This is a genomic window from Bradyrhizobium sp. HKCCYLR20261 (genome assembly GCF_051168435.1).
Classification (GTDB): domain Bacteria; phylum Pseudomonadota; class Alphaproteobacteria; order Rhizobiales; family Xanthobacteraceae; genus Bradyrhizobium.
In genome coordinates, this window is sequence record NZ_JBNPUZ010000003.1 from 387,645 (window position 1) to 401,637 (window position 13,993).

General features: G+C 66.2%; 18 protein-coding genes. 17 read left to right on the forward strand and 1 reads right to left on the reverse strand.

The features are described from left to right. Positions 1–8: 8 nt before the first annotated feature. The gene (locus ACQR1L_RS08945) at positions 9–1,253 is read right to left on the reverse strand and encodes a hypothetical protein (RefSeq protein WP_434857585.1); all 1,245 of its coding nucleotides are present in this window, start codon (positions 1,251–1,253) and stop codon (positions 9–11) included. A gap of 222 nt (positions 1,254–1,475) precedes the next feature. On the opposite strand from ACQR1L_RS08945, the gene ACQR1L_RS08950 reads away from it, so the two are divergent. The 17 genes from ACQR1L_RS08950 to ACQR1L_RS09030 all read left to right on the forward strand — a co-directional run bounded on the left by ACQR1L_RS08950 (position 1,476) and on the right by ACQR1L_RS09030 (position 13,991). Further along, positions 1,476–2,468: a phage protease gene (locus ACQR1L_RS08950; protein ID WP_434857586.1), complete on the forward strand. Its 993-nt coding sequence runs from the start codon at positions 1,476–1,478 to the stop codon at positions 2,466–2,468. A gap of 54 nt (positions 2,469–2,522) precedes the next feature. Continuing rightward, positions 2,523–2,945 carry a hypothetical protein gene (locus ACQR1L_RS08955; RefSeq protein WP_434857587.1) on the forward strand — a complete coding sequence of 141 codons (423 nt, stop codon included), beginning with the start codon at positions 2,523–2,525 and terminating at the stop codon, positions 2,943–2,945. 56 nt (positions 2,946–3,001) lie between these two features. Beyond that, positions 3,002–3,907, forward strand: a complete 906-nt coding sequence (locus tag ACQR1L_RS08960) for a Mu-like prophage major head subunit gpT family protein (protein WP_434857588.1) — start codon at positions 3,002–3,004, stop codon at positions 3,905–3,907. Between the two features lie 8 nt (positions 3,908–3,915). After that, positions 3,916–4,317 (forward strand): hypothetical protein, encoded by a 402-nt coding sequence (locus ACQR1L_RS08965; protein ID WP_434857589.1) that lies wholly within the window; start codon positions 3,916–3,918, stop codon positions 4,315–4,317. Then, a complete protein-coding gene (locus ACQR1L_RS08970; RefSeq protein ID WP_434857590.1) occupies positions 4,314–4,610 on the forward strand; it encodes a hypothetical protein in 297 nt (98 codons plus the stop codon). The genes ACQR1L_RS08965 and ACQR1L_RS08970 overlap by 4 nt, the downstream gene beginning before the upstream one ends. A gap of 326 nt (positions 4,611–4,936) precedes the next feature. Next, complete coding sequence (locus ACQR1L_RS08975; protein ID WP_434857591.1) at positions 4,937–5,365, forward strand: gp436 family protein; 429 nt, start codon at positions 4,937–4,939, stop codon at positions 5,363–5,365. Continuing rightward, the gene (locus tag ACQR1L_RS08980) at positions 5,365–5,922 is read left to right on the forward strand and encodes a phage virion morphogenesis protein (protein ID WP_434857592.1); all 558 of its coding nucleotides are present in this window, start codon (positions 5,365–5,367) and stop codon (positions 5,920–5,922) included. Before ACQR1L_RS08975 ends, ACQR1L_RS08980 begins: the two co-directional genes overlap by 1 nt. Next, complete coding sequence (locus ACQR1L_RS08985; RefSeq protein ID WP_434857593.1) at positions 5,919–6,362, forward strand: phage tail terminator protein; 444 nt, start codon at positions 5,919–5,921, stop codon at positions 6,360–6,362. Before ACQR1L_RS08980 ends, ACQR1L_RS08985 begins: the two co-directional genes overlap by 4 nt. Continuing rightward, complete coding sequence (locus ACQR1L_RS08990) at positions 6,359–6,514, forward strand: hypothetical protein (RefSeq protein WP_434857594.1); 156 nt, start codon at positions 6,359–6,361, stop codon at positions 6,512–6,514. Before ACQR1L_RS08985 ends, ACQR1L_RS08990 begins: the two co-directional genes overlap by 4 nt. 3 nt (positions 6,515–6,517) lie before the next feature. Continuing rightward, positions 6,518–7,450 (forward strand): phage tail tube protein, encoded by a 933-nt coding sequence (locus ACQR1L_RS08995; protein ID WP_434857595.1) that lies wholly within the window; start codon positions 6,518–6,520, stop codon positions 7,448–7,450. Positions 7,451–7,516: 66 nt separating this feature from the next. Then, positions 7,517–7,846 (forward strand): hypothetical protein, encoded by a 330-nt coding sequence (locus ACQR1L_RS09000; RefSeq protein ID WP_434857596.1) that lies wholly within the window; start codon positions 7,517–7,519, stop codon positions 7,844–7,846. An 86-nt stretch (positions 7,847–7,932) separates the two neighbouring features. Next, the gene (locus ACQR1L_RS09005; RefSeq protein WP_434857597.1) at positions 7,933–8,277 is read left to right on the forward strand and encodes a DUF1799 domain-containing protein; all 345 of its coding nucleotides are present in this window, start codon (positions 7,933–7,935) and stop codon (positions 8,275–8,277) included. Positions 8,278–8,280: 3 nt separating this feature from the next. Beyond that, on the forward strand, positions 8,281–10,593 hold the full coding sequence (locus ACQR1L_RS09010) for a phage tail length tape measure family protein (protein WP_434857598.1): 2,313 nt from the start codon (positions 8,281–8,283) through the stop codon (positions 10,591–10,593). After that, entirely contained in the window at positions 10,590–11,318 is a 729-nt protein-coding gene (locus tag ACQR1L_RS09015) for a hypothetical protein (RefSeq protein WP_434857599.1), read from the forward strand. The genes ACQR1L_RS09010 and ACQR1L_RS09015 overlap by 4 nt, the downstream gene beginning before the upstream one ends. After that, positions 11,318–11,875: a hypothetical protein gene (locus ACQR1L_RS09020; protein WP_434857600.1), complete on the forward strand. Its 558-nt coding sequence runs from the start codon at positions 11,318–11,320 to the stop codon at positions 11,873–11,875. Before ACQR1L_RS09015 ends, ACQR1L_RS09020 begins: the two co-directional genes overlap by 1 nt. Further along, positions 11,860–12,282, forward strand: a complete 423-nt coding sequence (locus tag ACQR1L_RS09025) for a DUF6950 family protein (protein WP_434857601.1) — start codon at positions 11,860–11,862, stop codon at positions 12,280–12,282. Before ACQR1L_RS09020 ends, ACQR1L_RS09025 begins: the two co-directional genes overlap by 16 nt. Then, a complete protein-coding gene (locus ACQR1L_RS09030; protein ID WP_434857602.1) occupies positions 12,279–13,991 on the forward strand; it encodes a hypothetical protein in 1,713 nt (570 codons plus the stop codon). Before ACQR1L_RS09025 ends, ACQR1L_RS09030 begins: the two co-directional genes overlap by 4 nt. Positions 13,992–13,993 lie beyond the last annotated feature (2 nt).

A 13,993-nucleotide genomic window follows, 5' to 3' on the forward strand; every position in this document is an offset into this window, starting at 1 on the left:
CTCCCTCTCTACTGATAGACGATGCTGACGATTACATCGCCGGCGGCAACAGCGGCAGTGTCACTGTCTGCCGAACCTCCGGTGAGGCCATAGCCTAGGCCGAGCACTGCCTTAAACCCAGCCCACGCACCCACAAGATCGAGCAACGAGACGACCTGACCCGCTGGTATGGCGACAACTAGCACCGGGACGTCGGTGCCGATCACAGGGGCCGTCGCCTTGTTGTAGAACTTGATGTACTTCACCGATGCAGACACATTGGTGACCAGACCGCCCCATAGGATGGTGTTTCCGGTCTTTACCAGGGTCGCATTCGTACTGGCGGCCGAAACAAGCTTGTGACCAGACTGCACGTTCTGTGCGTTCGTAACGGACACCGAGGCCGAACTGACGACGTTGACGGGGACGCCTTTGCTCGCGATCTGGTCGCCCTCGCCAGTCGATATCTGAACCCGCTGCTCATAGTTGTTGACCACGAGCACGCGCTGTACGGAAACCGTCGTAGCGGACCCCGGCGCGGTCGGGTTCTTGAAGCGCATCACCAGCTTATAGAGCTTCTTGTCATTTGGACACTGCGACGACACTCGGCAGCCGCCGGAGGCCTTCGCGGATATGCTGTCCACGGTCGCGGTAGATGCGGTGATATCGCGGGAATCGATCTCGATCAGACATTCCTGCGCTGTGGACCAAGACGCTCCAGCTACGCCGCCCTGCGACTGGGCAACAGTATTGCTGCTGTCTCCGATCGCCTGCGCCGCATAGAACGTGGTCGTGGTCGACGCGCCGAACTCGACACCACCGCGATTTGTAAATTCGCTGGATCCATTGCCGTCGGCCGCGAAGTTCGGATTGAGCAGTGGGATAAGGGTTGTAGGATCTACCTCGACCAGTCCGACAAAGATCGAGTTCGCCGTCAGCGCCTGCGACTTGGCGATCACGACAAGGATATCCTCCTTGCCGATGAACGTGTCCCGCGAGAGATACCAGCGCTCGGCGCCGAGCGTGGTGCCCATGTTGACGGTCAATGCCGAGCTGGCGACGGAGTCCGACATGCCCGTGATGCCCGAGCCGATCTTGGCCTGGCTGGTTTTCGCCACCGGCACATCCTGCAGCGAAGCAACGACCGTGTTCGCGACGATCGCGGGCAGCCCGCCGTCGATCACGTCCCATAGCTGAAGATTGATGGTACTGCCGCCGAAGTCGTCGACGAAGAGCGTGTCCAGCGAGGTCGTTGCCGTCGCCCGGTCGCTCATTCGATATCTGTCCACCATCGCACGCCTCCAGATGTGAGGCGTCATCAGTAGGACATCCGATCCGATCGTCTCACCCTGACACGTGTCAGGGTTATGGATCGCGCCGTGCTGCCGTCATGTGAGGGCATGTCGGGCAAAAACACAAGCACAGCTTTTCAGGTTCACGGCACCGGCGTTGAAATCGCTTTCAACGCAGCCGGCGCCGCTGCACCCGAATGGATCATGCTGCTGCCGATCGGCCACGGCGGCCTCGTTGCGACCGTCGATGGCCGCGGCCCTTATCGCGTCACCGATGCGAAGAAGCTCGCTACGGACGCGCTGGCGCTGCATGCCGGCCGCATCCCGATCGATGAGAACCATGCCACCGATCTCGCGGCGCCCGAAGGCCGGCCCGCGCCGGCGCGCGGCTGGGCGACGCAGCTCGAAGTCCGCGCCGACGGCATCTATGGGCGCGTGGAGTGGTCGGAGCCCGGCGCCGCGCTGCTCGCCGAGCGCGCCTACCGCTTCATCTCGCCCGTGCTGATCCACGACAAGAGCGGCGCTGTCCTCGACATGCCGCGCGCATCGCTGACCAACACACCGAACCTGCGCGGCATGGCCGCGCTCAATTCGCAACAGGAGAACGACCCGATGGATCTGCTCGCCCAGCTTCGCAAGCTGCTCGGCATGGCCGACGATGCCGACGCCGAGTCCGTGATGGCCAAGGTCAAGTCGATGTGCGGCACCGACACGTCGATGAACGCGATCGCCACGGCGGCGGGCCTCAAGGCCGGCGCGTCCGGCGAGCAGATCGTGCAGGCGATCACCGCGCTGTCGACGGCCGCCGATCGAGAGGCCGCGACCACCATCGCGGCGCTGCAGAGCGAGGTTCGCGATCTCGGCACCAGGCTCGCCGCTGTGACCACGACCGCAGCACGCGAGCGCGCCACCGCCTTCGTCGACGGCGCAATCCGTGAAGGTCGCGTCGGCGTCAAGCCGATGCGCGAGCACTACATCTCGCGTCATGCCGCGAGCGCCGAGGGCGCCGCCGATGTCGAGAAGGAAATCGGCGCGCTGCCGAAGCTCGGCCCGTCCGGTACGACCGGCGATCCTCCGCCCGTGGTCAAGGACGGCAAAGTGGCGCTGAACGCGGAGCAGAAGAACATCGCCGCGCTGCTCGGCATCAGCGAGGACGCCTACGCCAAGACGCTGGCGTCAGAAGCCGCCGAGTCCTGATCACCGAGTCCTGATCGTCAACCTTCCAGCCCGCATCCCTAGCCGGAGACTCACATGGCCGCTCTCACCGCCGACCGCGCAACGCCTCGCAAGGAAAAGCCGCTTCACAGCTACGACGTGGCGGCATCGACGAAGATCTGGGCCGGCGCGCTCGTCGTGCTTGCGTCCGGCTACGCCAAGGGCGGCGTCGTCGCCACCGGCCTGGTCGCGGTCGGCCGCGCCGAGAAGGCCGTCGACAATTCGTCCGGCGCCAACGGCGACCAGCAGGTGACGGTGCAGTCAGGCGTCTTCCGCTGGAACAACTCGACCTCGACCGACACGATCGCTCGCACCGAGATCGGGTCGGATTGCTACATCGTCGACGACAACACGGTCGCCAAGACGAACGGCTCGTCGACGCGCTCGGTCGCCGGCAAGGTCGTGGACGTCGACAGCCTCGGCGTCTGGGTTGCCACCGGTCCAGGCAACATCCTCTGACATCATCGTTCGTCATTAGGGGCGTGGTTTCACCGCCCTTCGAAAGGTAGTTCTCCATGCTCATCAATCGTCAGAACCTCGACGGTCTGCGCGTCGGCTTCAAGACCACGTTCCAGCAGCAGCTCGGTCAGACCGCGACTTTGTATCAGCGCATCGCGACCGTCGTGCCGTCGAGCGCCAGCGCCGAGACCTATGGCTGGCTCGGCAAGGTGCCGAGCGTGCGCGAATGGCTCGGCGAGCGCGTCGTGCAGAACCTGTCGGAGTCGTCCTACGCGATCAAGAACCGGACCTTCGAGCTGACCGTCGGCGTCGACCGTGAGCATATCGAGGACGACATCCTCGGCATGTACACGCCGATCTTCCAGTCGTTCGGCGAGAGCGTCGCGGCCTGGCCGGACCAGCTGGTGTGGCCGATGCTGCTCGCGGGCTTCTCGACCAACTGCTACGACGGCCAGTACTTCTTCGACACCGACCACCCGGTGATCGCGGCCGACGGCGTCACCGTCAACCAGGTTGCCAACACCGACGGCGGCTCCGGCACGCCGTGGTTCCTGCTCGACGTCTCCCGCGTCATCAAGCCGGTCATCTGGCAGCTGCGCAAGAAGGGCGACTTCATCGCGCTCGATCGTCCCGACGATCCCAACGTCTTCAACAAAAAGGAATTCCTGTACGGCTGGGACGGCCGCGGCAACGGCGGCTACGGTCTTTGGCAGTATGCGTGGGGCTCCAAGCAGACGCTCAACAAGGCGAACTACGCCAACGCCCGCCAGTCGATGATGGCAATGAGGGGGGATCACGGCCGGCCGCTCGGCGTGCTGCAGCAGGGCAAGCCGCTGCTCGTCGTGCCGTCGTCGCTCGAAGGCGCCGCGCTCGCGCTGATCAACGCGCAGAAGGATGCCTCCGGCGCCGACAACATCTACTACAACACGGCGGAAGTGCTTGTCTGCACCTGGCTCGGCTGAGGTGAGCCATGAGCAGGAAAGCGAAACCCGCTGATGTGAAGCCGCCGGCGCCGAGCGCGCCCGCCGCCACGGCCAACCAGAACGCCGCGGAGAATGCCGGCGACGTGGCTGCGACTGTGACCACCGACCAGGCCGGCGCCGGCAAGACCGAGACGGTACCGCCGACGATCCAGCTTCCTCCGGGTGAGGCCGCCGCGACCTTCGCGGTCGCTCCGCCTGGTTGGTCGATCGAGGTCACGACCCGCAAGGGCAGGACGCAGCCGCGCTATCGCGCCGGCCGCGCCTTCGGCCCGGAGCCGGTGAGGATTGAGGTCGACGATCTCACGAGCGAGCAGCTGCAGGCGCTGCACGACGATCCGGAGCTCGTGGTGGGGCCGCCGAAGGATGGCAGCGAGGAGACTGGCGCATGAGCTATTCATTCGCCGTCTGGGCGGCATCCAAAGCCGAAGCAAAGACGGCTGTTGCCGAGAAGGTCGACCAGGTGGTCGCAACGCAGGCGGTTCACGCGCGCGACAGGATCGCCATCCTGGCCAACGCCTCGGCGGTCATCGATCTGCTGGGTGATGTCGTTCCGGATGGCCACGAGGTTTACGTCAGCTGCAACGGATCTCTCGGCTGGATCGACGCCGGCAGCGTTGCGGACGTTCCGCTCCGAACGGCATCCGTCTCGGCAGTCGCCAGCTACCACCGGCCCTTGGCGTAGAGCCGGAAGTCCATTTCGAATTCGCCTGCCGGCCCGATGAGGGTCCTGACACCGGCAAGCGGATCAGCCCTGGCCGCGGATCGCCCCGCGGCCAGGGTACCCTTTTCCTGAAGCGCTCATGAGGACGGCGAACCTATGGCGACCAGCATCATCATCGTTGAGCTGACGGCGGATCTCGCCGCGCTTGGCAAGTGAGGGCGAAATGGGCGAATTGTGGACCCTGATCGAGACCATCCAGGCGGAAGCGCCGTACCTCGCCATCGGCTTCGCATGCGGGGCCGTTACGACGTGCGCGGCGATCTGGCTGGCGCGGCGGTGAGGCGCACATGAGCTACGCCGCACAGTCGGACCTGGTCGCACGCTACGGCAGCGAGATGCTGATCGAGCTGACCGACCGCGCCGATCCGCCGGCGGGTACGATCGATGCGTCGGTGGTGACGCAAGCGCTCACAGATGCCGATGCGGTGATCAACGGCTACCTGCTCGGCCGCTACACGCTGCCGCTCGCGACGACGCCGCCGCTGCTGAAGGATCTCGCGGTTCCGATCGCGGTCTACAAGCTGCATCGCGACACCGTGTCCGAGAAGGTCCGCCTCGACTATCAGGACGCCTTGAAGATGCTTTCACAGATCGCAGCCGGCGCCGTCAGGCTGACCGTCGCCGGCATCGAGCCTGCTGCATCGGGCGCGAGCGGCGTGCGCACGACCGACCGCGCCAGGCCGCTCACGCCGGAGAACCTGAAAGGCTTCATCTGATGACCGGCGCATTGCTGAGGCTCGAGGTCCAGGGGGGCGCGGCGGTCGAGAACACGATCGCCGGCGCGATCTCGCGGCTGTCGAACCCGCAGCCGATGTTTGAGGACATCGGGCTTGCGCTGGTGACGTCGACCCATCACCGCTTCGACCGCTCCAAGGCGCCGGACGGCTCGCCCTGGCCGCCGAGCCTGCGCGTGGTCCAGCGCGGCGGCAAGACCCTGATCCTGTCCTCGCGGCTGTACCGTTCGATCACGTTTCAGGCCAGCTCCACCCAGGTCGAGGTCGGTACCAACGTCATCTACGCGGCGATCCATCAGTTCGGCGGCACGATCGACCAGGACGCGCGCGAAGCCGTGCTGCACTTCAAGACCAACAAGCGCACCGGCATCTCGCGGTTCGCCAAGCCGTCGAAGGCCGACCGGGCCCGGAAGGCCACGATCGGCGCGCGGACCGTCCACATGCCGGCGCGGCCGTTCCTCGGCCTCGACCAGGATGATCCTCGCACGATCACGACGATCGTCGAGACGTTCGTCTCCGGTGGAGGGCAGCTGCAATGACGACGCTCGTCGACGACGTCTCCGCGCGGATCGATGCGAGCGTGCCGGCACTTGCCGGCCGCATCGAAGGCGTGGCGGATCTCGCGGCACTGATCGCCGCCGGCGCGCTGCCACAGAGGGAGGTCGCCGCCTTCGTGGTGCCGCTCGGTTTCGACGATCGCGGCGGCGAGTCGGTGACCTCGGCACATACGCAGGTGCTGGAAGAGTCCGTCGCCGTAATCCTGTGCATCAAGGCGCTTGGCGATGCCAAGGCGCGTCGGGCGCTGCCGACGATCGAGCAGTTGAGCGGCGCCGTCATCGCGGCCGTCGCCGGCTGGGCGCCTGGCGACGTCGCTGGCGTGTTTCGCGTCACGCGCGGCCGGCTGCTCTCCGCTGAGAAGGGCCTCGTGATCTACCAGATCGACTTCGCGCTGCTGGACCAACTGAGGATCGTTTCATGAGCGACGACACCGAACGACAGCCGCTCCCGCAGCCGCCGGGCGGCGGCAGCTGGATCCGGCAGGCCGACGGCTCGCTGGTGCCGAACCTGCCGGTGCCCGACGACGCCGAGCCGGCGCCGAAGGCCGGCAAGTCCGACAAGAAGGGGAAGTAAGCGATGCCGATCTTTTTCCGCAAGCAGGTCCTGCTCGCCAAGATCGAGGCCACCTACGGCGTCGATCCGACGCTGACCGGAGCGCTCAACGCGATCCTCGCGAAGAACATCTCGATCTCGCCGATGGACGGCAGCGACTCATCGCGCGACCTGGTCACGCCATACTTCGGCAACCAGCCGTCGATCCCGGCCGAGCTGCATGTGTCCCTCAGCTTCGAGACGGAGCTTGCGGGCTCCGGCACGGCCGGGACTGCGCCGGCCTGGGGTCCGCTGATGCGCGGCTGCGGCTGCGCCGAGGTGATCGTGGCATCCACCTCGGTGACCTACAACCCGATCACCGACAACCCGGAGTCGGTGTACTTCAAGTTCTGGATGGGCGGCACGCTGCACGCGATCAAGGGCGCGCGCGGCTCGGCGAAGATCACCGTCAACGCCCAGGGCATCCCGACCATCGCCTGGAACTTCATGGGGCTGTGGGTGGCGCCGAGCGAGGTGGCTGCGGCCGTGCCGACGCTCACGGCATTCAAGAAGCCGCTCATGGTCAGCCAGGCCAACACGCCCACCTTCAACGTCAACTCCGTCGCGATGGTGATGCGCAATTTCACTTTCGACATGAACAACCAGGTCGAGCCGCGGATGCTCGTCGGCTCGGAAGCCGTCGTCATCGTGGACCATCGCGAGCAGCTCGACTTCACCGTCGAGGCAGTGCCGGTGTCGACGCTCAATCCCTACAGCCTCGCCAACGCGCAGACCACGGTCCCGGTATCTCTCGTGCACGGCACGGTCGCGGGGAACATCTGCACGTTGTCTTGCCCGACCTCCGAGTTCAAACGGCCGACCGGCTACCAGGCCAACCAGGGAGTCGCCGAGTGGCCGCTCTCGATGCTGGCGCTGCCGAACAACGGAAACGACCAGTTCTCGCTCGCGCTCACCTAACAACTGCCGCTCGATCGAGTGGCGGTGTCACCAAAGGCCGATCATCTGTCAGGAGGATTTGAAGCCATGTTCAAGATCTCGACCGGACGAACGTTCACCCACGACGTCAAGGTCCTCATGCCGTCCGACGTCGGCCATACCGAGGAGACGTTGCGAACGAAATTCGTCTATCTCGACGTCGACGAGATCAACAAGTTCGACCTCACCACCATGGACGGCACGAGCAAATTCCTCGACGCGGTGGTTGTGCGCTTCAATGACCTGACCGACGACGACGGCCAGTCGATCCAGTGCAACGACGAGATCCGTGAGCAGCTTCTGCGCAGCCCGAACGTCCGGCTCGCGCTGTCGAAGCACTATCTGCACGCGGTCACGAGGGCACCCGAGGGAAACTGAAATGGGCTGCCCGGCGCTGGGTCGGCGGCGCTCCGGCAGCCGCTTCGCAGGATCAAGAGCTGATCGAACAAGGCCAGCGCTCCGGCATGGACGCGGAGTCGCTGGATCATCTGCGCCGGGCGCTGATGGCGGACGATGCGGAGGCCACAGCAGCCCAGGAGTTCGACGGGCTGTGGCCAGAGAACGTGCCGGTGGTCGAGGCCTTCCTGGCCGTTGCCTCGCAGTGGAGGGTCGTGCCGCGGTCCGCCGGCGGGATGATCACGCCGGTCGGCGGCCACATCGCGCCGACCGTGCCGCTCGTGGTCGGGCTGGACTACGCGGGCGTACGGGCTGGGCTCGATGCGGAAGGAATTGCCGTCACGCCAACTCTCTGGCGTGGCCTGCGCGCGATGGAAGCCGCGGCTTGCGCCGCATTCAACGAGGTTAGCTAGCTGATGCGCGTCTCCCTGGTCATTGCAGGCGATGCCTCCGGCGCCAAGCAGGCGGCGCAGGAGACGAAGGCTGCGTTAACGGATCTCGGCGCCAAGACCGTCTCGACCTCGAAGGGCATCCAGGACTCGATCTCAAAGGCCACGGGCTCGCTCGGTAACCTCGGTGGCGCCGCGAACGGCGCCGGTGCCGCGAACGACAATCTGACCAAGCGCATGGGCCTGGCGCGGCACGAGATGATCAACCTGTCGCGCCAGGCGCAGGACATTGCCGTCTCGCTCGCTTCCGGCCAGTCGCCCTTCACGGTGTTGATGCAGCAAGGCACCCAGGTCGCGGACATCTTCTCGACCTCGAAAGGAACGCTCGGCGGCTTTGCGCAGCAGGTGCTCGGCCTGTTGACGCCGGCGCGGCTGCTCGGCGGCGTCGTCGGACTCGGCGCGGCTGCGTTCGCGGGCCTGGCAATGAGCGGCGTGAAGAGCAGCCTGGCGCTCGACGATCTCTCCCGCTCGACGGACACCACGCTCGCCAAGCTGCATGGTTTGCAGCAGGCCGCAGCATTCAAGGGCATCGACACCAAGTCTTTCGCGGAGGGAATGACGGGGTTCGCCGACCAGGTCGACCAGGCCAATAAGAATTTCGGCTCGCTCAACGGCCTGATGATCGCGAACGGCAAGAGCGCCAAGGATCTGCAAGGCTATCTCGGGTCGGTCGCGGATCTCGTGGCGCGTGCCACGAGCGACGTGCAGAAGCAGAAGATCCTGCGCGAGGCCGGGCTGCCGAACGATATGGCCTGGGTCCGCTTTATGGAGCAAGGTAGCCGCGGCATTCAGGCGGCGATCGACGCCTCGGTGCAGTTCAACACCTCGGCCGAGGCCAACCTGATCAAGAAGGCCCGCGACTTCGACGAAGCCTGGAACACGGCGACGACGAAGATGGTCAACTACATGAAGGCCGGCGTGATCGAGGTGATCGGCGCGCTGTCCAGCATCAAGGTGCCGGATTGGCTCGGCAAGATCGGCGCCGGCGCGGCCACCGCGGTATCGAGCGTGCCCGGCCTTGGCGGGCTCGCGGCGGCGGCGCGGCTCGCCGCGGGCGCCGCCAGCAGCAGCTCCGACTCCCCGGACTTTGCCGGCCGCTTCGGTTCGTTCCAGAAGGCGGCCAACGACAACGCGCTGTCGACCGCATACAGCGCCAAGGCGGCGCAGCTGCGCGGAGAGACCGCGCCGAAGACGAGCCAGGAGCTGCTCGTTGCCAACCAACAGGCGCAGCAGCGCATCGGCCTGCTGGGCCAGCTTGCGACAGTCGAGGACCAGGTCCGATCGAAGCAGCTCGAGCTCGATGCGGCCGCGCTGCAGGGCGTTGGCGTGTCGCGCCAGCAGCGCGATGCGATCCTCAACGTCGTGCGGGCGCAGGCGGAGATGGCGCGGGTCAGCCAGCAAGCGTCGATCGGCATCTTCGACCAGGCGAAGGCGCAGCAGGCGGCCAATGATCAGCTGAGGGCGTGGATCGACCAGAAACTGGTCGATCCCACCAACACACAGCAAATGACGGCCGCGCAGACCGCGCTCGGCAAGGCGATGCGGGACGTCGCCGATTCGGCGAAGGTCGCGGGCTCGGCGCTGCCGGGGCTTCAACAGGCTTTGAACGAGATCGGCAACGCCAACAAGCAGGTCGACTCCTTCCTGCTTGAGACGCGCAGCACGTTCAGCGGCGCCTGGGTCGAGATCGGCCAGGGCATCCGCAACGGCGCCTCGGCGATGGATGCGTTCGGCAAGGCCGGGCTGAACGCGCTCGGCAAGATCGCGGACAAGCTGATGAGCATGGCGGCCGACCAGCTGTGGTCCGCGGCGCTGGGCGGCGGCTCGGGGGGCGGCCTGCTGTCGCTGCTCGGCCTTGGCGGCAGCGGCGGCGCCGCGACGGGCTCGCTCGCGATCGGTGACTACATCATGCCGACGGTCGGCTTCGACGCCGGCGGCTACACCGGGCCCGGCGGCAAGTACGACCCTGCCGGCATCGTTCATCGCGACGAATTCGTCTTCAACAAGGAAGCCGTGGCGCGTGTTGGCTTGCCGACCTTGAGGCGGCTGCAGCGAGGCTTTGCCGACGGCGGCTTCACCGGCGATGGCGTGACGCAGTCGGGCGGTCAGATGGCGCCGATGAGCTTCACCTATGCGCCACAGATCGATGCGCGCGGCGCCGATGCGGCGGCCGTCGCGCGGCTTTCGGCGGCGCAGGAGTCCGACCGCAAGAACCTGAAGAAGTACGTGCAGGCGATCTTCGTCGACATGAAGCTCAACACGCCGGGGCTGTTCAGATGAGCACGATCTTCACATATCCGCCGGAGTGGTACCAGTTCTCACGGATTTCGTTCAAGCTGCTCCCGGCGTCGCAGACTTCGCCGCGGCCTTGGGCCGGTGGCAACTCCGCCTATGGTCCGCACGCGCAATTGTTCATGCCGAAGTTCACCGTTGGCACCGTGCACGACCCGCGGGTGTGGCGCGAGATGGACGCGTTCTTTTCGCGCCTCGGCGGCCAGTCCGGGCTGATGCGAATCGGCGACTTCTCGCGGCGACAGCCGGCCTACAATCTCGACGTCGCCACATCGAAGGCGAAGTTCTCGGACGGGTCAGGCTTCTCGGACGGCAGCGGATTCGTCAGCGGCCTGCTGCCGCCCACGGCCTATCTGACTCAGGACGGGGCGCGCGGCGACGACTCGATCGTGATCGGCGGCCTGCCGGCATCGACCGCGCGTGTACTCAATCGCGGCGACCTGGTCGAGATCCGGCCAGCCGGCATCGCTGCCGACTTCCCGCACCTGTATCAGGTCATGGTTCCCAGCGGGACGGACGCGAGCGGCGCCGCCGGCGTCGAGATCCGGCCGCGGCTGCGCCGTGGCGTTGCGGCCGGCGACATGGTGGTCCTCACCGATCCCACGTCGGTCTTCCATCTCGTCGACGACAACCAGGGCGAGATGGGCATCACGTCGCCGATGCGGTCCGACTTCGGCTTCTCGCTGGTCGAAGCGATCGAGAGGACGGCATGATGGCGCGGCTTCTCTCAGAAGGAATGGCGCAGGCGTTGCGGGATCGCAAGCCGCTGGTTCTGCTGGCCGAGATCGAGCATCCCGACGGCACCGCGCGCATGTGGACCGGCGTCGGGCCGCTGTTCTGGAACGGCTACGTTTGGACCGGGACCTCGCAGCTCGGCACCATCACGCCGATCAAGAACACCAGCGACCTCATCATCCAGGAGATCAAGTTCACGCTCGTCGGCGCCGATCCCGAGGTGGTCGCGACGCTGAACGACAACGTTCGCAACCGGAGCGGCAACGTGTGGCTTGGTTGCCTCGAAGACAACGGCACGGTCGTGCCAGACGCCTTCCAGGTGGTCGACGCCACGCTCGACTATCAGTCGTTCTCGGCCAGCGAAGACGGCACCGTCGCGGTCACGATCGCGGCCCGCACCGGCTTCTACACGCTCGATCGAGCACTCGACGAAGCCTGGACCAGCGAAGAACACAGGCTGGAGTATCCGGACGATTCCGGCTTCGACCTGATCTCCGGCCTGCAAAACCAGACGCTGCAATGGACCCAGAGCTGATGGCGCGGGAACGGCTGGAAACCTCGGTGTTGGCGGCGATGGCTCGGGACGAGCCGATGGCCTGGGGCGTCGACGACTGTGCACTGTGGTGCGCCAACATCCTCCGCGAGGCGCTCGGCTACGACGCCGCCGCCAGCTATCGCGGGCGTTACAAGACGCGGCGCGGCGCGCTGCGCGTGCTCGGCCGCGGCGGGCTGGAAGCGGCGATCGAGCGCGCCGCAGCGTTGCACGGCTGGCAGCCCGTCGTTCGAGGCGCCGAGCGAACCGGAGACATCGGCATCATCGTCAACGAGGGCATCACCTCCACCGTGATCTGCCGGGCTCCCGGATGGTTCGTCGGCCGCAACGAACATGGTTGGAGCGCCGTCAAGGCCGAGGCCGTGAAGTCGATGTGGAGCGTGGCATGATCCCGGCTCACGTTGCCGCCTGGGCGATCGAGCGGCTCGATCGAGAACCACGGCTGGCGGCCATGGCGGCCCGCGAGGTCGTGCGCCAGACGCGCGGTCCCGGCGAGCGCGTGATAAAGGCCGAACCGATCACGATCGGCACAGCGATCCTGTCAGTGATCGGCATCACGAGCACCTCTGCGGTCGTCGCCGGTGCCGTCGGAGCCGCAGTCTTGATCGGCGCATCGATCGCCGTCAACTACGCGATCTCGGCGCTGACCCAGAAGCCCCGCGGCACCGGCGCGATCGATAGCGGTGCCGGCATCTCGTCGGTCGAGTCCTTTGGTGGCGCGTTGACGCCGCAGGCCATGCAGGTGGTCGAGCGGCAGCCGATCCCGCGCAAGCGCATCATCTTCGGCACGGCGCTGGTGTCTGGGCCGTTGTTCTTCGAGGCGGTGAAACCTCCTTACCTGTACCAGGGGCTCCTGCTGTGCGCGAAGAGGATCACGCGCTTCCGCTCGATGCAGGTCGGGGCGCAGCAGCTCGTCTTCTCCGAGCTCAAGCCGAACGCCATCCTGGCGCCGATCGGCCGCGCCGGGCAGCCCGACTATCCGACCCGCCTGCGCGCGTCGCTGCGTCTCGGCGACGTCGACCAGGCGATCGACCCGTTGCTGGCGCAGGACTTCACCAGCCTGGACTCCGGATTCCGCCAGCGAGGAACCGCGACCGCAGTGGTGCGCTACGACTACGGCGCCGACATCGATGAATACACCGCGCTGTGGGGCCAGGTGGCGCGGCCCAACCCGATCTTTCTGGTCGACGGCGTGGCCGTGCCGGACCCGCGCAATCCCGCGCATATCCTGCAGTACAACCCATCCGATCCGGACGAGACCGCGGCGGCGGAAGCGAGCTGGAGCTACAGCAACACGGCAGCGCTCGTTCAGACCTACTACCTCATTCAGCGCTTCGGCGGCCGAATCCTGCCGTCGCGTATCGACTGGGACAAGGTGGCGCGCGCGGCCGATTGGGACGAAGGTGCGATCGTCTGCGCCGACGGCACCTCGATCAAGCGCCACACCATCGATGGCGTCATCACGCTCAACCAAAGCCCCGCGACCGTGCTGTCGAGCATGATCAGCGCCAACCGCGGATTCGTGCTGTCGAGCGCCGGCCGCGTCTGGCCGTCATCGTCCTATCCGCGCGATCCTGTGGCCACCGTCTATGACGGCATTCTTACCGGCGGTGTCGACTATCGCGCGGCCAAGCCGAAGCGCGACTTGGTGAACCGGTTGAAGGTGCGTTTTGTGGCAGCCGACCGCGAGTATCAGCAGGTCGACGGCCCGGTGCTGGTGCGCTCGGACCTTCGCACCGCAGACGGCGAGCTGCTCGACGCAACGCTTGACCTGCCGTTCACGATGGACCACCGCCGCGCGCAGCGGCTGCAGAAGGCGTTCCTGGGCAATGCAAGACTCGGCCGGCAGCTCACCGTCACCTGCGACGTGGTGCTGCTTGCCGATTGCTCTGACGATCCGATCGGCAATCCGATCCGCTTCGACAGCGTGCTGTTCGCGAAGGCGAACGGGATCTATCTCTGCCTCGACTGGAGCTTCACCGACAACTTCTCATCCGTGATGCTGTCGCTGGTCGAATACGATCCGTCGATCGAGACCGACTACACCGCAGCCACCGACGAGCAGCCGTTCGTGCTGACAGACCTGGACCTGAGTTGAGC